Source organism: Streptomyces virginiae (assembly GCF_000720455.1).
Lineage (GTDB): Bacteria > Actinomycetota > Actinomycetes > Streptomycetales > Streptomycetaceae > Streptomyces > Streptomyces virginiae.
Window position 1 is genome coordinate 93,297 of record NZ_JOAK01000002.1, and the last position, 18,163, is coordinate 111,459.

At 73.5% G+C, this 18,163-nt stretch carries 15 protein-coding genes and 1 tRNA gene; 5 read left to right on the forward strand and 11 right to left on the reverse strand.

The genetic code is table 11. From position 1 onward, the window contains the following. Window position 1: 1 nt before the first annotated feature. Complete coding sequence (locus tag IG86_RS0103440; RefSeq protein ID WP_030819029.1) at window positions 2-1,501, forward strand: CoA-acylating methylmalonate-semialdehyde dehydrogenase; 1,500 nt, start codon at window positions 2-4, stop codon at window positions 1,499-1,501. Window positions 1,502-1,571: 70 nt separating this feature from the next. Here the strand turns inward: IG86_RS0103440 and IG86_RS0103445 are convergent, their stop codons facing one another. The 5 genes from IG86_RS0103445 to IG86_RS0103465 all read right to left on the reverse strand — a co-directional run bounded on the left by IG86_RS0103445 (window position 1,572) and on the right by IG86_RS0103465 (window position 7,300). Further along, window positions 1,572-2,741 (reverse strand): hypothetical protein, encoded by a 1,170-nt coding sequence (locus tag IG86_RS0103445; RefSeq protein WP_030894582.1) that lies wholly within the window; start codon window positions 2,739-2,741, stop codon window positions 1,572-1,574. Window positions 2,742-2,801: 60 nt separating this feature from the next. Then, on the reverse strand, window positions 2,802-3,854 hold the full coding sequence (locus IG86_RS0103450; RefSeq protein ID WP_030894583.1) for a WxL protein peptidoglycan domain-containing protein: 1,053 nt from the start codon (window positions 3,852-3,854) through the stop codon (window positions 2,802-2,804). A 92-nt stretch (window positions 3,855-3,946) separates the two neighbouring features. Beyond that, window positions 3,947-5,242: a hypothetical protein gene (locus IG86_RS0103455; RefSeq protein ID WP_244305765.1), complete on the reverse strand. Its 1,296-nt coding sequence runs from the start codon at window positions 5,240-5,242 to the stop codon at window positions 3,947-3,949. A gap of 265 nt (window positions 5,243-5,507) precedes the next feature. Then, window positions 5,508-6,770: a S8 family peptidase gene (locus IG86_RS0103460; protein WP_244305766.1), complete on the reverse strand. Its 1,263-nt coding sequence runs from the start codon at window positions 6,768-6,770 to the stop codon at window positions 5,508-5,510. A 116-nt stretch (window positions 6,771-6,886) separates the two neighbouring features. After that, window positions 6,887-7,300, reverse strand: coding sequence for a GNAT family N-acetyltransferase (locus IG86_RS0103465; protein WP_030819039.1), 414 nt, complete (start codon window positions 7,298-7,300; stop codon window positions 6,887-6,889). 146 nt (window positions 7,301-7,446) lie between these two features. Here IG86_RS0103465 and IG86_RS0103470 point away from each other — a divergent pair, with 146 nt between their 5' ends. Continuing rightward, the gene (locus IG86_RS0103470; protein WP_030894589.1) at window positions 7,447-8,220 is read left to right on the forward strand and encodes an alpha/beta fold hydrolase; all 774 of its coding nucleotides are present in this window, start codon (window positions 7,447-7,449) and stop codon (window positions 8,218-8,220) included. Between the two features lie 76 nt (window positions 8,221-8,296). Here IG86_RS0103470 and IG86_RS0103475 read toward each other — a convergent pair whose 3' ends face one another. Then, window positions 8,297-8,779, reverse strand: a complete 483-nt coding sequence (locus IG86_RS0103475) for a hypothetical protein (protein WP_030819043.1) — start codon at window positions 8,777-8,779, stop codon at window positions 8,297-8,299. Between the two features lie 188 nt (window positions 8,780-8,967). Between IG86_RS0103475 and IG86_RS0103480 the strand changes: the two genes are divergently transcribed. Beyond that, window positions 8,968-9,432, forward strand: a complete 465-nt coding sequence (locus IG86_RS0103480; RefSeq protein WP_030819045.1) for a phospholipase — start codon at window positions 8,968-8,970, stop codon at window positions 9,430-9,432. Window positions 9,433-9,467: 35 nt separating this feature from the next. On the opposite strand, the gene IG86_RS0103485 is transcribed toward IG86_RS0103480, so the two are convergent. Next, a complete protein-coding gene (locus IG86_RS0103485) occupies window positions 9,468-10,589 on the reverse strand; it encodes a sulfite oxidase (protein ID WP_030819048.1) in 1,122 nt (373 codons plus the stop codon). 49 nt (window positions 10,590-10,638) lie between these two features. After that, the gene (locus IG86_RS0103490; RefSeq protein WP_030894592.1) at window positions 10,639-11,922 is read right to left on the reverse strand and encodes a phosphoribosyltransferase family protein; all 1,284 of its coding nucleotides are present in this window, start codon (window positions 11,920-11,922) and stop codon (window positions 10,639-10,641) included. A gap of 144 nt (window positions 11,923-12,066) precedes the next feature. Here IG86_RS0103490 and qcrB point away from each other — a divergent pair, with 144 nt between their 5' ends. Beyond that, window positions 12,067-13,773 (forward strand): cytochrome bc1 complex cytochrome b subunit, encoded by a 1,707-nt coding sequence (gene qcrB, locus IG86_RS0103495; protein WP_030894595.1) that lies wholly within the window; start codon window positions 12,067-12,069, stop codon window positions 13,771-13,773. 6 nt (window positions 13,774-13,779) lie between these two features. Here the strand turns inward: qcrB and ctaF are convergent, their stop codons facing one another. The 3 genes from ctaF to IG86_RS0103510 all read right to left on the reverse strand — a co-directional run bounded on the left by ctaF (window position 13,780) and on the right by IG86_RS0103510 (window position 16,203). Continuing rightward, window positions 13,780-14,169, reverse strand: a complete 390-nt coding sequence (gene ctaF, locus IG86_RS0103500) for an aa3-type cytochrome oxidase subunit IV (protein ID WP_030819054.1) — start codon at window positions 14,167-14,169, stop codon at window positions 13,780-13,782. Then, the gene (gene ctaD / locus IG86_RS0103505) at window positions 14,159-15,880 is read right to left on the reverse strand and encodes an aa3-type cytochrome oxidase subunit I (protein ID WP_107051831.1); all 1,722 of its coding nucleotides are present in this window, start codon (window positions 15,878-15,880) and stop codon (window positions 14,159-14,161) included. The genes ctaF and ctaD overlap by 11 nt, the downstream gene beginning before the upstream one ends. A 250-nt stretch (window positions 15,881-16,130) precedes the next feature. Next, a tRNA-Arg gene (locus tag IG86_RS0103510) sits at window positions 16,131-16,203 on the reverse strand. A gap of 332 nt (window positions 16,204-16,535) precedes the next feature. Between IG86_RS0103510 and IG86_RS0103515 the strand changes: the two genes are divergently transcribed. After that, on the forward strand, window positions 16,536-18,161 hold the full coding sequence (locus IG86_RS0103515) for a dynamin family protein (protein WP_030894598.1): 1,626 nt from the start codon (window positions 16,536-16,538) through the stop codon (window positions 18,159-18,161). Window positions 18,162-18,163: the final 2 nt, after the last annotated feature.

Sequence of the window (18,163 nt, forward strand, 5' to 3'; positions counted from 1 at the left end):
CATGAAGACCGTCAACCACTGGATCGGTGGCAAGACCGTCGAGGGCGCGTCGGGCAACTACGGCCCGGTCACCGACCCGGCCACCGGCGAGGTCACCACGCAGGTCGCGCTCGCGTCGGCCGAGGAGGTCGACGCCGCGGTACAGGTCGCGAAGGAGGCCTTCCTGTCCTGGGGCCAGTCCTCGCTGGCCGCCCGCACCAAGGTGCTCTTCGCCTACCGGGCCCTGCTCGACGCCAACCGTGACGCCGTCGCCGAGCTGATCACCGCCGAGCACGGCAAGGTCCACTCGGACGCGCTGGGCGAGGTCGCCCGCGGCCTGGAAATCGTCGAGCTGGCCTGCGGCATCACCACGCAGCTCAAGGGCGAGCTGTCGACGTCGGTGTCCAACCGGGTCGACGTGTCCGCGATCCGCCAGCCGCTGGGCGTCGTCGCGGGCATCACGCCCTTCAACTTCCCGGCGATGGTCCCGATGTGGATGTTCCCGCTGGCCATCGCCTGCGGCAACACCTTCGTCCTCAAGCCGAGCGAGAAGGACCCGTCGGCGTCCAACAAGCTGGCCGAGCTGATGACCGAGGCCGGCCTGCCGGCGGGCGTGCTCAACGTGGTCCACGGCGACAAGGTCGCCGTCGACGCGCTGCTCGCCCACCCCGACATCGCGGCCGTCTCCTTCGTCGGCTCCACCCCGATCGCCCGCCACATCCACACCACCGCCTCCGCCAACGGCAAGCGCGTACAGGCGCTCGGCGGCGCCAAGAACCACATGCTGGTCCTGCCCGACGCCGACCTGGACGCGGCCGCCGACGCGGCGGTCTCCGCCGCCTACGGCTCGGCCGGTGAGCGCTGCATGGCGATCTCCGCCGTCGTGGCCGTCGGCTCCATCGCCGACGTACTGGTCGACAAGATCCGCGAGCGCGCCGAGAAGATCAAGATCGGCCCCGGCAACGACCCGACCTCCGAGATGGGCCCGCTGATCACGGCCGCCCACCGCGACAAGGTCGCCTCCTACGTCAAGGGCGCGGCCGCCCAGGGCGCCGACGTGGTGCTGGACGGCACCGGGTACACGGTCGAGGGCAACGAGAACGGCCACTGGATCGGGCTGTCGCTGCTGGACAACGTGCGCACCGACTCCGACGCCTACCGCGACGAGATCTTCGGCCCGGTGCTGTGCGTCCTGCGCACGGAGACCTACGAGGAGGGCGTGGCCCTCATCAACGCCTCGCCCTTCGGCAACGGCACCGCGATCTTCACCCGCGACGGCGGCGCCGCCCGCCGCTTCCAGCTGGAGATCGAGGCGGGCATGGTCGGCGTCAACGTCCCGATCCCGGTGCCGGTGGGCTACCACTCCTTCGGCGGCTGGAAGGACTCCCTCTTCGGCGACCACCACATCTACGGCAACGACGGCATCCACTTCTACACTCGCGGCAAGGTCGTGACGACCCGCTGGCCGGACCCGTCGGACGCCCCCGCCGGCGTGGACCTGGGCTTCCCCCGCAACCACTGACCCAGCCCCGCAGGACCGAACCGCCCCCCGCAGCCTCACCGCGGGGGGCGGGTTCCGTTCCGGGGAGGGGTCAGAAGCGCGACCATACGTCCGAGGCGGCCGCGGTGGCCCAGACCGCGTCGCCGTGGCCGTAGCCCGGGACCACGGTGAAGGAGACGTGCTCGTTGCCGCCCGCGCGGATCAGCTCCGCGCCACGCGGGTGGTCGCCGCGGCCCAGCTCGGTGTTGACCCAGACCACCTCCGCCGTGATGCGCTCCCAGGCGATCTCGTACGTGGCGTCGTCGCCCGCCCAGACCGCGGCGAGATCCCGCATCAGGGCGGCCGGCAGGAGTCCGCTGCCGAGGGCCGAGGTGGCGGCGTGCCAGGTGGCCACCGGGGTGTGCGTCAGCGCGAAGCGGTCCTCGGCGGGGGTGGCGCCGAAGGTGTAGGTCCCGGCGCCGTGGCCCCGGGTGTAGATCCAGTTCGCCGGGCCCGGCAGCGCGGCCGTGCGGATCAGCGCGAAGTGGGCGAGCCCGGCGTGGGTGAAGCGCAGTGCCGGGTCCGGCGGCCAGGGCGCCGGGGAGACACCGTCCGGATCGGCCACCGCCTTGGCGATCACGGCCGCGAGTCCCGGATCGACGAAGGGGACGCCCTGCGCGAGCCGGGTGGCGTACGCGTCCCGGGTGTCGGCCGCCCGCAGCGCGAGGTCCCCGGTGTACGGACCGGTCGTGTCCAGGGCCAGGACCCGGCGCAGCCGCGGCGAGGCGTCGTGAGAGGCCGCGTCCAGCGCCAGGGCCGCCCCGGCCGAGTGCCCCGCGTACTGGTACGGCAGCCCCAGTACGTGATCCAGCGCGCCCACCACCCCGGCCAGGTCCCGGCGGTGCGACTCCAGCCCCCACTCGGCGCGGACGTCGGCCGCCGCGGCGGCGTCCTCGCGCGGGGTGACCCCGACGACGAGCAGGCCCCGGCGGCGCAGCTCGTGGGCGAGGTTGTGGTCGCCCCGGCCGCCCGGGGTGAAGAACTCCGCCGCGAAGTTCAGGCCGCCGCCGGGCAGCAGGTACACGATCCCCCGAGGTGCCCGCGCCGTGTCCGCGATCACGTCCACGGTGACGGGGGCCGGGCCGCCGTCGTCGAGCGGGAGGGTGAGGCGGATCCAGCCGTCGCCCGGCAGGTAGGCGGCGGTGCCGGTGCCCAGGGCACGCTCGATGCGGGTCAGCAGTCCCGTGCCCTTGGCCGCGTCGCCGTGCTGTCGTTCCCTCACAGGTGTCCCCCCTTGAGCCGGTGATGGCCGAATACCGTCACTGGGGGACACCCTCGCCGGTCAGCGCCTTCCAGCCAAGTCCAGGACGGATTCCTCCTGTTCGCTCTCGGCGCGACGGCGCCGGCGCAGCACCCACACGGTGACGCCCGCGCCCGCCAGCACCAGCAGCAGACCCACGGCGGGCCAGGGCACGGCGACGAAGTCGGTCTCGGACCGGGAGACGAGATCGGGGTGGGCCGCCGCGCCCGCCGTGATCCTGACGGTCACCCAGTCCGACTGGGGTGCGTCCGGCCACGGTTCGGTCAGCTCGATCCGCTGGCCCGGAAGCAGGGTCAGCTTCAGTTCACGTCCCGGCCGGTCCAGCACCCGGCGCCCGAACAGTCCCTGGGCGGAGATCGCCACCTTGGGCTCGACCACCAGGTTGCCCCGGTTGACCAGCGCGTAACGGACGGTGGCGCGGGCGTCCTTCACCCAGGGCAGCAGCGGGGCGGACCGGCTGACCCGCACGTCCTCCACGCTCAGCCCGGGAGTGACGGGCCCCGGCACCCGGAAGTACAGCCGGGCGCCCACCGAACGCTTCACCCCGACCTGGACCTTGCCGTCCTGCTGCACGCCCTCCACGGCGGTGCCCAGGGCCACGATCCCGCCCACGTGGTCACCGGGCGTCGCGTCCGCCGGGACCTTCACGGTGAAGGGGATGTCCTTGCGCCCCTTGGCCGGCACGGTGACGGTGCCCGCCGCCTCCGGGTCCAGCGCGATCCACGCGCCGACGTCCTTCGGCTTCGTCTCCACCGGCAGCAGCGCGAACGCGCCGCCGGCCGGGGTGTTCACGGCGTCGGTGGCGAAGACCTGGAACGTCAGTTCCCGGTCGGAGGAGTTCAGGACCGTCACGCTGTCGGTGAGGGTGGTCCCGGCCGCGCCCTGGTGGAAGAAGTACGCGCGATCGGTCATGGCGGCGCCGGCGGCGGGCGTCGGGAACACCCCCCACGTGCCGTTGTCCGCGGCCGTCGCCGGGCCGGCCGGCAGCAGGCCCGCGCACAGCGCCAGCAGGCCGAGGAGCAGACCGTACAGGGAGGTGCGGGTGCGGCTACGCGTACTGCTGCGGGTGCGCATGGGCGGTCTCCAGTCGGCGCGGAAAGGGGAAGGGGTGGCGCGGCGCCGGAGCGCCGCACCACCCTGACGGAGCGGCCGTGCGGTCGTGCGGGTCAGGCGATCGAGAAGGTGACGACCGTCTGGTAGGTGTCGGCGAACATGAAGGGCGGGAGCTGGATCATCCCGGCGCCCCCGACGGCGAACTCACCGCCGGTCAGCTCGTCACCCCCGGCGGCCTGTGAGGCCACCTTCATCGGGACGTCGGAGATCGCGCCGGGCGTGCCCGCGGTGCAGGTGCTCGGGCTGTCCGGGTTGGTCACGGTGCAGGACGGCTGGATGCCGATCTGCGCCTTCGCCATCGAGTGCCCGGTGGTCTGGTTCAGGAACGGCGTACGCGTCGCCGTCACGTCCCAGCCGAGCGAGCCGCCGCGGAAGTCCTGGACGGTCGCGGCGTTGAAGACGCCGACCACCGACTGGGCCTTGCCGTTGAGGGTGACCGCGCCGAAGCTGACGGCCGGCTGGCCGTCCTTCGGCCCCAGGGCCAGCGGTCCGGGAAGGACCTCGACGTCGACCGGGTTCTTCACGCCGGCCTGCTCCTCCAGGAAGACGAAGGCCTTGTACGGGGTGATCGAACCGTCGATCTTGATCGTGTCGGCCTTCTTGGTGACCGTGATGTTGCAGGTGGCGGCGCCGGAGGCGTCCGCGGTGCCGGTGCCGGTGTCACCGGTCGCAGCCCCGGCGAGCAGGGCGGAGCAGGTGACCGGACCCGCCGGGAAGTTGGCGCCGTTGACCACGACGGCGGTGCCCGCCGGGCCGCTGTTGGGCGTCAGCTTCGTGGTGACGGGGTCCTTGGGCAGGGCCTCGACCGCGACCGAGCCGAGCGAGGCGCTCGGGCGGGGGGCCGGGGTACAGGTGGTGGTGAACACCGAACCGGAGAGGTCCGCGTCCGTCACCGCGAGGTCGAGGGCGACCTGGACGGTCGTGCCCTCGGTGCCGTCCGGGATCTTGATGGTGCCGGAGAAGGCCTTGGGGTCGAGCGGCTGCCCGGCCACGACGGACACGGTCTCCGGCGGGCTGGTGACCACCTGCGTGGTGGCGCCGACCTTGAGGGTGATCTTGGAGGTGTTCACCGTCGTGACGGAGAACGAGGGGATCAGCGGGCTCGCACCCGGGTCGATCGTGATCGGGACGACGTCGCCCGCCTTGGCGCCGTCGGGCAGCGTGACCGTCCAGTTCTGGTTGCCCGAGCCGTCCGGCTGCGGCGCCGGTGCGTCGCAGTTCTCGAAGACGGCCGTGGTCTTGGTCGCGGCCTGCGCGGGGCCCGCCAGGCCCGCCACTGCGCCGGTGAGGGCCAGCGACAGGGCCCCCGCCCCTGCCAGCACTCTGCGTCGATGCGTTCTCGTACTCACTGGGTCGCGACTCCTTCGTCATGACGAACCCTCCCCCCACCCGCTGTGTGGGGGAGGCCGAGCCGGTGCGGTGGCCGATATTGACGCGTCACGGTGATGAGAAGTCAATGACTTGCTTTCGCGCGAAGCACACAGAAATTGATGGGCCATCAGGGAGGGGCTGATGGCCCGCCGGATACCGACCGGTCGGGGTGGGAGCGGCGCCGGCCGGTCGGGCCGTCGGTACAGGCCTGATCCGGCCTTCTTCGGCGTTCTCCGGCCGTGTTCACGACGGGCGGGCGGTGCCGGTGGGGATGGTGGTGCCGGGCACGTGCAGCAGCAGGTTCGGCGTGCCGGCCGGAAGCCCGGTGATCCGGCCGGCCACGGCGCCGCGCACCAGCGCGTCGGACACCTGCGCCGGGGTGCGCACCGTACCGCCGGCCAGGAGCAGCGCGGCGGCCCCCGCCACGTGCGGGGCGGCCATCGAGGTGCCGGAGGAGCGGGCCGTGCCGGTGGTGGAGTCCTTCCGGGCGGAGGTGACGGCCACGCCCGGCGCGAACAGGTCCACGCAGGAGCCGTGGTTGGAGAACGGCGCACGGCGGTCCGCGGCGTCCGTCGCGCCGACGGTGACGGCCTGCGGGACGGAGGCCGGGGATCCGCCGCAGGCGTTCCTGCCGTCGTTGCCGGCGGCCGCGACGAAGGTGATCCCGGAGGACACGATCCGCAGCACGGCGGCGTCGAGGGCGCGGCTGCGGCTGCCGCCCATGCTCATGTTCGCCACGGCCGGGGAGGCCGGGGTGCGGGCGGCGTCCTTCACCACCCAGTCGAGACCCTTGAGCATGCCCGACAGGCGCCCGTCGCCGCGGCAGTCGGCCACCTTCACGGAGACGAGGGAGACCCCCTTGGCGACCCCGTACGTCTCCCCGCCCACGGTCCCCGCGACGTGCGTGCCGTGGCCGTTGCAGTCCCGGGAGCCCTCCAGGAACACCGCGCTGTGCCCGGCCCGGGCGCGGCCGCCGAACTCCTGGTGGCGGGTGTTGATCCCGGTGTCGAGGATGTAGACGGTGACGCCCCCGGCCTTCGTGGCGTACGTGTACGAGCCGTCGAGCGGGAGCTCGCGCTGGTCGATCCGGTCCAGCGACCAGGGCGCGGGGCTCTGCGGCAGCAAGGCGGTGCCCTCGGAGCCGGCGCCGGTGGGGGTTTCGGTCCCCGCTCCGGCTCCGGTGATGTGGAAGACCGTGTCCGCTTCCACCGAGGCCACCCGGGGGTCGGCGGCCAGGGCGGCGGCCCGCGCCGCGGTGGTGCGGACGGCGAAGCCGTCGAGGGCGGCCTCGTAGACGGGACCGACCTCGTCCCCCGACTCCGCGGCTTCGGCGGCCAGGGCGCGGGCCGGGGCGCGCGAGGCGGTGTCCTTGAGGACGACGACGTACGGGGAGACGGGGTCGTCGGCGGTCGCGGTGGCGGCGGTGGTGTCCGGTAGTGGGGCGACGGCCGTGGCGGCCGCCGCCAGCAGCGCGGCGGCGGGGAACAGCGGGGCGAATGGGGTCATGCGGCCGATGCTCGGCGAGCGGCCCTACGGGCGCGCGGAGGGTGCGCCGAGTGGCCGCACGACACGCCGCCGGGCGGGGTACCGCCGGACCCGGCCCGGCGGGTGGGCCGGACGGTTCAGGAACCGATCGGCCAGCCGCGCATCGAGAACACGCCCTCGTCGCGGGCCCCGGCGGCGTCGTAGGTGGCCAGGGCGGCCTCGTTGTCGGTGTCGACGCCCACCCACATGCCGTAGCAGCCGCGCGCCTTCGCCTCGTCGGCGAGGGCCAGGGTCAGGGCGCGGCCGATCCCGCGGCGCCGGTAGCCCTCGTCCACGGACAGCTCGTAGAGGCACATCTCCGTCCCCTTGTCGGGGTGGACCATCTCGATGCCGGAGACCATCCCGGCGGGGACGCCGTCGACGTACGCGATGAGCATCAGGTGCCCGGGGGCGGCGAGGAAGCGCTCGGACCACTCCTCGCGGGCGGGCCCGTCGAAGAGGGACTCGGCGGCCGAGAGCTCGGCGGGTGTGAGGGCCCGGCGGATGTCCATGGCGGTCACGATAATGCGCGCGCGGCCGATGGCGGGGCGAAGCCGGGTACGGCGTGGCGGGCGGCCCGAAAACTCCCGACGGGCCGTACGCGACGCTGACTAACCTGTCCGGGTCGTCGAAGACTTGAGGGACGAGGGGGAACGCCGTGAGGGACGCCGTGGTCACGCCGGAGGGCGACCGGATCCGCTGGGTCGAGCTGCCGGGCGAGGAGCCGGCCCGGGTGTACGTGCACGGCCTGGGGGCCACCTCGCCCGCCTACTTCGCGGCCGTCGCCACGCACCCGCTGCTGGCGGGGCGGCGTTCCCTGCTGGTCGATCTGCTGGGCCACGGACACAGCGACCGCCCCGAGGAGTTCGGCTACACCCTCGAAGAGCACGCCGACGCGCTGGCGGCCGCCCTCACCGACGCCGGTGTGCAGGGCGCCGAGCTGATCGCCCACAGCATGGGCGGAGCCGTGGCCATCGTGCTGGCCGACCGTCATCCCCACCTGGTGTCCCGGCTCGTGCTCGTCGACGCCAACCTGGATCCCGTGGCGCCCCGCCCCGTCGCCCCCGGGAGCAGCGGGATCGCCTCCTACACCGAGGAGGAGTTCCTGGCCGGCGGCTGGGCAGAGGTGCGCGACAGGGCCGGCGCGCACTGGTGGTCCACGATGCGGCTGGCGGGCCGTACGGCCCTGTACCGCAGCGCCGTCCACCTCGCGGCGGGCACCGACCCCACCATGCGCGAGCTGCTGCTGGAGTTGAAGATCCCGTGCGCCCTCCTGCTCCCCGAGGCCGACGGCCCGCTCCCCGGCGCCGACGCCCTCCGGGCCGCGGGCGTCACCGTGGTGTCCGTCCCCGACTGCGGGCACAACATCATGCTGGACAATCCGCAGGCCTTCGCCGAGGCCACCGCCGCGGCCCTGCGCGACACTCCCTAGGGCACGGGCACGGGCACGGGCACGGGCGTCGCACCGTGTGCAGGTGGGCGGACGCGCCGGTGAACCGGCCGCGCGATCAGCCCTGGGCGCGCGGGGACGGGGTGCCGTCGGTCCAGGCGTAGACCCGCTTGCCCCGCACCGCGACCTGGTACTGGTGGAAGTCCCGGCACTCGGTGCGGACTTCGGCCCGCACGGCGCGCGGCCACCACTTGGCGTGCAGGTCCGGCGCGTCCTGCTGCTTCGGCGTGCCCGCCGTGCACCGCGGGCCGTCCAGCGGGGTCTTGCCGAGGTCGAACCGGATCAGCCGGGCCTTCCCGGTGGTGCGCACCCGTATGCGGACGTCGGTGGCGTCCTTGGGTATCCAGGAGGGCAGCGCGAACGCCGCTCCCGCGCGCGCCGGGGCGTCGGCCGCGGTGGCGAAGCGCTTGCCCTTCTCCTTGTACACCCGGTGGTCGATCGTGTCCGTCACGGGGTTGGGCGGCAGGTTGGGCAGGGCGAAGGCGGCGGTGGCGAGGACTCCCACGGTGGCGGCGGCGATGACGAGCGGGCGGCGGTTCATGCCTCCCAGTCTCGGCCGGGACGACCGCCTCGCGCGTCCCTCCTCAGAACGAACCGCGCATTGGCCGAAGGTCTCATACGGCCTCATACCCAGGGGGTGCACGGGCACGGCCGGGCCACGCGCAGTAACCGGGTGGCGCTCCGCGCCGTTGGCCGGGTGACCGTCCGTCCGGCTCCCGAGGACCCCCCATGCGCCGTCGCCGCCTCCTCCCCGCCCTCGCCACCGCCACCGCAACCGCGGTGCTCGCCCTCGCCCCCGCGGCCTGGGCAGCGCCCGAGGTCCCGGCCGACAAGCCGCAGGTGCTGAGCCGCTGGACCCAGCCCGGCGCCGCCAGTTACGACGCCTGGGCCGATGCGCGCGAGCACCGCGCCGCCTGGGCCGCGTACGGCTTCGACTGGTCGACCGACCAGTGCACCACCTCCCCGGACAACCCCTTCGGCTTCCCCTTCGCGGCGGCCTGCGCCCGCCACGACTTCGGCTACCGCAACCACCGGGCGGCAGGGCTGTTCCCGGCCGCCAAGGCCCGGCTCGACGAGGCGTTCCACGCCGACCTGAAGCGCGTGTGCGCCCGCTACACGGGCAGCCGCAAGCGCTCGTGCGACGGCACCGCGTGGACGTACTACCAGGCGGTCAGGCTCCTCGGCATTTCCTGATCTCCCAGGCGGTGTCCCGGCCGTGTCCGCGAAGATCACAGGCAGAGCACGGCCACCCGCTGGACCTCGTTGTTGCCGAAACCGCCGCGGTTCCACGGCTGTTCGAGGGGCTGGGCGCGGCCCTCGGCGTCCGTGGCGCGGACGGTGAGGGTGTGCAGGCCCGGCGTGGCCGTCCATGAACAGCTCCAGGCCTGCCAGGCCCACGGGTGCCGCTGCGGCGGGGCCACCTCGGCCGGGATCCGGGTCAGGCCGTCGTCGGCGCTCACCTCCACCCGGGCGACGGCCCCGTGACCGGACCACGCCCGCCCGTGCAGCCGTACGGGGCCGGGGCGCACGACGCGGGTGCGCGACATGAAGTCGGGGAAGCCCGGCGGGGCCATCAGGGCGCGCGGTGCCATCCGGGTGACCGGCTCGCCGGGATCGTCCGGATCGTCGACGGACCGCCGGTAGCGGTACGCCACGGACTGCTGGAACCCGGTGAACGGCGCGTCGACGAGGGTGATGTCACGCAGCCATTTGACGTGCGCCATGCCGTACCAGCCGGGGACGACCAGCCGCAGCGGACAGCCGTGCTGCGGCGGCAGGGGCAGCCCGTTCATGGCGTAGGCGATCAGTACGCCGCTGTCGCCCCCGGTCGCGTACGGCAGCGGCAGGCTGCGCCGGTAGTCCTGCTCCACGCCCCGCTCCACACCGTGGTCGGCTCCGGTGAACACGGCTTCGACGGCGTCGGGCCGCACCCCGGCCCCCTCCAGGACGAGGCCCAGCGGGACCCCGGTCCAGTCGGCGGTGCCCACCGCCTCGACCAGCCACGGCTGGCTCACCGGCCGGGGCGACAGGCGCGCCCGCCCGTTGCCCGCGCACTCCATGGTGACGCGGTGGGTGACGGCGGGGAACGCGCGCAGGGCGTCGAGGTCCAGCGACAGCGGCCTACGGACCCGGCCGCCCACGGTCAGGGTCCAGCCGTCCGCGTCGGTGGCGGGGATGTCGTAGTGGACCAGGACGTAGTGCAGCCCGGGCGGGGTCACCTCGTAGCGCAGGGCCTCCAGCGGCAGGCCGTGGTTGCGGGCCGCGAGCGCCAACTCCTCCTGGCCGATGCCCTCGCCGGCCGGGGCGATGCGCGCCGGGCCGCTGACATCCCCCACGGACGCCTGCTCCATCCCCCCATCGTCGCGCGCCCCGACCCGGGCGGCACCTCGTTGCCGCGTCCTAGGGCTCCAGGTGCCGGGCGAACCAGGCGCGGGCCAGGGCGGCCACCTCCTCCAGGGCGCCGGCCTCCTCGAAGAGGTGGGTGGCTCCCTCGACGACCTCCAGCCGGTTCTCGCAGCGCAGCTCCCGCTGCGCCCGGCGGTTGAGATCGAGCACGGTGGTGTCGTCGCCGCCGACGACGAGCAGGGTGGGGGCCCGTACGTCGGCCAGCCGGGCACCGGCGAGATCGGGCCGGCCGCCGCGTGACACCACGGCGCCGACGTCCGCGTCGGCGGCGGCCGCGGCCCACAGCGCGGCCGCGGCCCCGGTGCTCGCGCCGAAGTAGCCGATCGGGAGGAGAGCGCGCCGGCGCAGCCAGGCGGTGGCGTCCGTGAGCCGTCCGGCCAGGGCCTCGATGTCGAAGACGTTGGCCCGGTCGGCCTCCTCGGCGGGCGTCAGCAGGTCGAAGAGGAGGGTGCCCAGGCCCGCCCGGTTCAGCTCCGCCGCGACGGCCCGGTTGCGCGGGCTGCGGCGGCTGCTGCCGGAGCCGTGGGCGAACATCACGACTGCCCCGGCGCCCTCCGGCAGCGCCAGGTCCCCGGCCAGGGGCAGGCCGCCGGCGTCCACCTCGACGGCAACGGCCCGCGGGGCGGCCCGCCCGGGCGCGGGGCCGGACGCCGCCCTGGCCAGCAGGGAGACGACCTCCTCGTCGGGGGTCTGGGAGAAGTCCCGGTACCACTCGCCGACGGCCCGGAAGGCGGGCGGCGCGGAGAGGCACACCACCTCGTCGGCCGCGCCGCGCAGCCGGGCGACCGCGTCGGGCGGCGCCACCGGGACGGCCAGCACCACCCGGGCCGCGCCCTGAGCCCGTACGACCTCGCACGCGGCGGCGGCCGTGGCGCCGGTGGCGATCCCGTCGTCCACCACGATCACCGTCCGGCCGCCGAGGGCCACCCGGGGCCGGTCGCCGCGGAACCTGCGGGCCTGCCGGGCGAGCTCCGCCTCCTCGGCGTGCTCGACCGCCGCCAGGTCCTCGCGCGTGACCCGGCCGATGCGGACGATGTCCTCGCTGATGACCCGGACGCCGCCCTCGCCGATGGCGCCGAAACCGAGTTCACGGTGGGACGGCACACCGAGCTTGCGGACCACGATCACGTCGAGCGGTGCGCCGAGGGCCCGCGCCACGGGGAAGGCCACCGGGACGCCGCCGCGGGGCAGGCCCAGTACGACGGGGTGCTCGCCCTCCAGAGGGCGGAGGGCTTCGGCGAGCTGCTCGCCGGCGTCAGCGCGGTCGGTGAAGTACACGGGGTTCACCCCCAGCCCGAGGGGAGACGGAAAGCCACGCACCCCCTCCACCGACGCAACCCCACGCCGCAGCTTCCCGCAAGTCGGTCCGTCCCCGTGTCTTTCGTTGATGACGGAGAGTCGGTTTGGGTAGCTTTGTGTTAAATGGGGGCGGACAGGAGGTGCGTGCCGGTGCCGGGTCCGAAGCGGGGAACGCGAGGAGGGCCGCGGCGAGCGGTGTCCCGCGGGGCCGAGGCCCTGGACGCGCGGCTCCCCCTGGGGGAGGCGGCCCGCGCGGTGGTGCGCAAGGTCTTCCCCGACCACTGGTCCTTCCTCCTGGGCGAGCTGGCGCTCTACAGCTTCGTGGTGCTGCTGCTGACCGGCACCTACCTCGCCCTCTTCTTCGACCCCTCGATGAGCGAGACCCCGTACCGCGGTTCCTACGAGCCGCTGCGCGGCGTCCTCATGTCGCAGGCCTACCTCACCACCCTGGAGATCAGCTTCGACGTGCGCGGCGGGCTGCTGATCCGGCAGATCCACCACTGGGCGGCGCTGCTCTTCCTGGCCGCCATCGGGGCGCACCTGCTGCGGGTGTTCCTCACCGGCGCCTTCCGCCGCCCCCGAGAGCTGAACTGGCTGGTGGGCGTGACGCTGTTCGTACTGGCCCTGGTCGAGGGCTTCGCCGGGTACTCCCTCCCCGACGACCTGCTGTCGGGAACGGGACTGCGCATCGCCCAGGGGATCATGCTGTCGGTGCCGGTCGTCGGCACGTACCTGAGCCTCCTGGTCTTCGGCGGCGAGTATCCCGGCGACGACATCGTGCCCCGGCTCTATCCGGTGCACATCCTGCTGGTCCCCGGCCTGTTGCTGGGCCTGATCACCGTGCACCTCCTGCTCGTCTTCGCCCTGAAGCACACCCAGTGGCCGGGCCCGGGCAGGACCGGCCGCAACGTCGTCGGCCTGCCCTTCTACCCCCAGTACGTGGCCAAGTCCGGCGGGCTGTTCCTCGTCGTCTTCGGGGTGCTGGCCGCGCTCGGGGCACTCGCCCAGATCAACCCGATCTGGACCTACGGCCCCTACCGCGCCGACGTGGTCTCCACGGGTGCGCAGCCCGACTGGTACGTGGGCTTCCTGGAGGGGGCCCTGCGGCTGATGCCCGGGGTGGAGACCCGGCTGTGGGGGCACACGATCATGTGGAACCCGCTGCTGACGGCCGTCCTCCTGCCCGGTGCGCTGTTCGCGGCGCTCTACGCCTATCCCTTCTTCGAGCGCTGGATCACCGCGGGGGCGGGGGAGCGGCACCTGTGCGACCGCCCGCGCGACCGGCCGGTCCGCACGGCCCTGGGCGCGGCGGCGCTCTCCTGCTACGCCGTACTGCTCCTCGCCGGGGCCCAGGACGTCCTCGCCTTCGTCTTCGACCTGCCCCTGCCCGCTCTGACCTGGGGGCTGCGCGCCGGTTTCTTCGTGGTGCCGGCCGGCGTCTTCTGGCTGACCAGGCGGGTGTGCCTGGCCCTCCAGTCCCGCGAGGTGCACCTGCTGACGGCGGGGGAGGCGTCCGGCATGGTCCGCCAGCGGGCCGACGGCGGCTTCCATCCGGAGCACCGGGCCCTCGCGCCGCGCGAGCGGTACGCCGTCCTCGTACGGGAGCGGCCGCGACCCCTGGTGTACGAGGACGCGGCCGGGGCGGGGGCCGGGGCCGGAGCGGGGGCCGGGCGGCTGCGGACCGGGGTGGTCAGGGTGCGGGTGGCCGTCAGCCGCTGGTACTACCGCGACCAGGTGTCGTACCCGTACCCGGCGAGCGCGCGGGAGCGCCGTAAGGTCGCCGACGTCACCGCGGGCCCGGACCGGCGGGAGGGCCCGGGGCGGCGGTGAGCGGCGTCAGTCCTCGTGGCCGAGGTTCTGGAAGGCGAACCCGACGACGCCCGGCAGCAGTACGCCGAAACCGATGAGGCACAGCCACAGGCCCTGGACCACGCCCAGGCCGATCAGCGCGGTGCCGGCGGCCGTCAGCGCGGGGAAGTGGCTGCGGGCGGGGAAGAAGCCCCGCCGGCCGCCCGCCTCCCGGATCTCCGCCCCGCCGCGGTCCTCCGGGCGGGCCCCGCCGCGCCGGTACTGGCGCCAGAGGTAGGCGGCGACCAGGCTCGCCATCACGAAGGACACGCAGAGGGCCGCGGTGCCCGCGGGCTCCCGGGAGAACCACCAGTAGACGGCCGTGGTCGCGCCGAAGAACAGGGCCGTGCCGGTGAAGAGCCAGGCCTCAGCTTTCACGGGGCACCTCCGGGTGGTGCAGGTCGAAGGCGGGGGATTCGGAGCGGATGCGCGGCAGGGAATGGAAGTTGTGCCGGGGCGGCGGACAACTCGTCGCCCATTCCAGGGAGCGGCCCCAGCCCCAGGGGTCGTCCACGGTGACCGGCGGCCCGTACCGGCGGGTGCGCCAGACGTTGAGGAGGAAGGGCAGCGTGGACAGGCCGAGCAGGAAGGAGCCGATGGTGGAGACCGTGTTGAGGAGCGTGAACCCGTCGGCGGCCAGGTAGTTGGCGTACCGGCGCGGCATCCCCGCCTCGCCGAGCCAGTGTTGGACCAGGAAGGTGGTCTGGAAGCCGATGAAGAGCGTCCAGAAGTGGATCCGGCCGAGCCGTTCGTCCAGCATCCGGCCGGTGAGCTTGGGCCACCAGAAGTAGAGGCCGCCGAAGGTCGCGAAGACGATGGTGCCGAAGAGGACGTAGTGGAGGTGGGCGACGACGAAGTAGCTGTCCGTCAGGTGGAAGTCCAGCGGCGGTGACGCCACGAGCACGCCCGTCAGCCCGCCGAGGAGGAAGGTGACGAGGAAGCCGACGGACCACAGCATCGGCGTCTCGAAGGAGAGCGACCCCTTCCACATCGTGCCGATCCAGTTGAAGAACTTCACCCCGGTCGGCACGGCGATCAGGAACGACAGCAGGGAGAAGAAGGGCAGCAGGACGGCCCCCGTCGCGAACATGTGGTGCGCCCACACGGTGGCGGACAGGCCCGTGATGGCGATCGTCGCCCCGATGAGGGACACGTAGCCGAACATCGGCTTGCGGCTGAAGACGGGCACGATCTCACTGACCACGCCGAAGAACGGCAGGGCCACGATGTAGACCTCCGGGTGCCCGAAGAACCAGAACAGGTGCTGCCACAGCAGCGCGCCGCCGTTGGCCGCGTCGAAGACGACCGCGCCGAACTTCCTGTCCGCCTCCAGGACGAGCAGCGCGGCCGTGAGGACGGGAAAGGCCAGGAGCGCCAGGATCGAGGTGAAGAGGACGTTCCAGGTGAAGATCGGCATGCGGAACAGGGTCATGCCGGGCGCGCGCAGGCAGATGATGGTGGTGATGAAGTTGACGGCCCCGAGGATCGTGCTCAGACCGGAGACGGCGAGCCCCATGGCCCACAGGTCGGGTCCCGTACCGGGGCTGTACGGGGCGCCGTTCAGCGGCGCGTACGCGAACCAGCCGAAGGCGGCCGCCCCGTCCGCGGTGAGGAACCCGGAGACGACCAGCAGGCCGCCGAAGAGGTACACCCAGTAGGTGAAGGCGTTCAGCCGGGGGAAGGCGACGTCGGGCGCGCCGATCTGCAACGGCATGATCGCGTTGGCGAAGCCGGTGAAGGTCGGTGTCGCGAACAGCAGCATCATGATCGTGGCGTGGATGGTGAACAGCTCGTTGTACTGCTGGTTCGAGACGATCTGGAGCCCGGGGCGGGCGAGTTCGGCCCGCATGACCATGGCCAGCACGCCGGCGAAGAGGAAGAAGCCGAAGGCGGTCACCAGGTAGAGGTTGCCGATCACCTTGTGGTCGGTGGTCGACAGCCACCGCAGGACGGCGGATCCCTGGCCGGCCCGGCGTTCGGTCCGCCGCGCGGCCCGTTCCCCGGGCGGCGCCTCCCCGAGCCCCTCTCCGAGGCCCTCCCCGGTCGCCTCTCGGGGTGCCTCTTCGGGTGAACGGTCCACCGACGTCATCCGCCCTCCAGTGACCCTCGCCGCGGCAGCTGCACCCCTTGCCCTACAGGCCGGGCCGGGTGGCGAACCGGCGACGCGCCGGGAGGGGTGACCTTTCGGCGCGTCTGGAGCAACGCCGCCGGCCACGGTCGGACCGGACCCGAACCGCGCCCGCGCGGGCCCCGGGTGGGGCCTCGACGGGGCCCCGTCGACCGCCGCGACCTGCGCGAAAGCCCTCCGCGGAGGGAGGGCTTCGGTGGTGGAGAATGTGTGCCCCCGGCAGGACTCGAACCTGCGGCCAAGTGCTTAGAAGGCACCTGCTCTATCCACTGAGCTACGGGGGCCGGAAGGTGGCCGTGGTGGGCCTGGAGCCCCTGGTGGGGGTGGGACTTCGGTCCGTACCGGGTCAAGGATAGGGCTCCGGCCGCCTTGTCCCGGTTGCTTCACTCGCGGGCCACGATGTGGAGGTTCCGTGAAGCGGTCCCGATAATCGCAGGCAGGTGCGATTCTCGCATCGCTTTTGCGCCGCGGCGCCCTGGGTGTTGTGCACTCGTTATGCCTGCGCCCCACTCGTCCGTCGTGCCCAGAATGTCCCACTGGAGTCGCGCTCGGCGCGCAGGGGGCGTATAAGCTTCAAAAATGGTCCTAAATTGGGCATTCTTCGCATGTGGTGACCTTGGATGTTCGGCCTCAGCTGCTCGATGCCCTGTCCGCCCTGCGCGACCGGGTCGCGTCCGTACGTCTGCCGTTGCCCCTGCCCGGCGCCCCACGGGCCCGCCAGACCAGAACCGAGCTGCTCGCGCAGCTCGACGACTACCTCGTACCGCGCCTGAAGGCGCCCGAGGCGCCCCTGCTCGCCGTGGTCGGCGGGTCCACCGGGGCCGGTAAGTCCACCCTCGTCAACTCCCTCGTCGGACGCCAGGTCAGCGAAGCCGGCGTGCTGCGTCCGACCACCCGCACGCCCGTGCTCGTCTGCCACCCCGACGACCACCACTGGTTCGCCGGCATGCGCGTACTGCCCGACCTGATGCGGGTCTGGGTACCGCACGAGGACGACGACACGCCCCCCAGAACCGCCTCCCGGGGCCGCGGCCGCGGCCGCAGCGGCGCCCAGGGCGGCCACGAGACCCGCGAGATGCGGATCGAGACCGCCTCCACCCTGCCGCGCGGACTCGCCATCCTCGATGCCCCCGACATCGACTCCCTCGTGGTCGAAAACCGGACACTCGCCGCCGAACTCATCTGCGCCGCCGACGTCTGGGTGATGGTCACCACCGCCTCGCGGTACGCCGACGCCGTCCCCTGGCACCTGCTGCGCACCGCCAAGCAGTACAAGGCCACCCTCATCACCGTCCTGGACCGGGTGCCGCACCAGGTGCTCGCCGAGGTCTCCCGCCAGTACGGCGCCCTCCTCACCAAGGCCGGGCTGGGCGACGTACCGCGCTTCACCGTCCCCGAACTCCCCGAGTCCGCCGGCGGCGGCGGGCTGCTCCCGGCCAGCGCCGTCGCACCGCTGTTCGCCTGGCTCGCCCACCACGCACAGGACCCCGCCGCCCGGCAGTACGCCGTCGGGCGCACCGCCCTCGGCGCCCTGGACTCGCTGCGCCGCCGGATGCCCGAACTCGCCTCCGCCGTCGCCGCCCAGCACGCCGCCGCCGTACGGCTGACCTCGGCCGTCGAGGACGCGTACCGGCGCGAGGGCAAGAGGGTCCGGGGCCGCCTCGACCACGGGGCCGTACTGGCCGGCGACGCGCTGACCCGCTGGCGCGGCTACCCCCTCGACACCAGCGCCGATGAACTGCTGGACTCGCTCGCCGAATCCCTCGCCGCACTGCTCCAGTGCGCCGTCGCCGCCGCCGACGAACGGATCGCCGAAGCCTGGCGGCGCGAACCGGCCTCCGGCGCGCTGGTCGTGCCCGGGCCCGACAAGGAGGCGGCGGAACGTATCGGCATGGCCGTGCGCCGCTGGCGCTGCGTGCTGGAGGAACTGGCCGAGGAAGAGGTGGCCGGGCTCGACAGGCAGCCCGCCCCCGACGCCGACGGCGTCGCGGCCCTGCTCGTCGCCGCGCTGCTCGGCGGCAAACGAGCCCGGCCCGCCGGGGAGAAGCTCGCCGAGCGGATCGGCGCCCAGGCCGCCCTGCGACTGCGCGACAAGGGCGGCGAACTGGTCGGCGACCACCTCGACGAGGTGCTGCGCGGCGAACGCGACCGCCGCCTCGCCCCGTTGGAGGCACTCGCAGTGACCCCCGAACCGCAGGCAGAACTGATCGCCGCGCTGTCCGTACTGCAGAAGGAGAGGTGACG

What these genes read in the sequence shown, in the direction of transcription:
- IG86_RS0103460 (WP_244305766.1), bottom strand. Translation starts at nt 6,770, where the DNA reads ATGACCCCATTCGCCCCGCTGTTCCCCGCCGCCGCGCTGCTGGCGGCG.
- IG86_RS0103485 (WP_030819048.1), bottom strand. Translation starts at nt 10,589, where the DNA reads ATGGAGCAGGCGTCCGTGGGGGATGTCAGCGGCCCGGCGCGCATCGCC.
- ctaD (WP_107051831.1), bottom strand. Translation starts at nt 15,880, where the DNA reads ATGACGTCGGTGGACCGTTCACCCGAAGAGGCACCCCGAGAGGCGACC.
- IG86_RS0103450 (WP_030894583.1), bottom strand. Translation starts at nt 3,854, where the DNA reads ATGCGCACCCGCAGCAGTACGCGTAGCCGCACCCGCACCTCCCTGTAC.
- IG86_RS0103480 (WP_030819045.1), top strand. Translation starts at nt 8,968, where the DNA reads ATGCGCCGTCGCCGCCTCCTCCCCGCCCTCGCCACCGCCACCGCAACC.
- IG86_RS0103475 (WP_030819043.1), bottom strand. Translation starts at nt 8,779, where the DNA reads ATGAACCGCCGCCCGCTCGTCATCGCCGCCGCCACCGTGGGAGTCCTC.
- IG86_RS0103440 (WP_030819029.1), top strand. Translation starts at nt 2, where the DNA reads ATGAAGACCGTCAACCACTGGATCGGTGGCAAGACCGTCGAGGGCGCG.
- qcrB (WP_030894595.1), top strand. Translation starts at nt 12,067, where the DNA reads ATGGGGGCGGACAGGAGGTGCGTGCCGGTGCCGGGTCCGAAGCGGGGA.
- IG86_RS0103465 (WP_030819039.1), bottom strand. Translation starts at nt 7,300, where the DNA reads ATGGACATCCGCCGGGCCCTCACACCCGCCGAGCTCTCGGCCGCCGAG.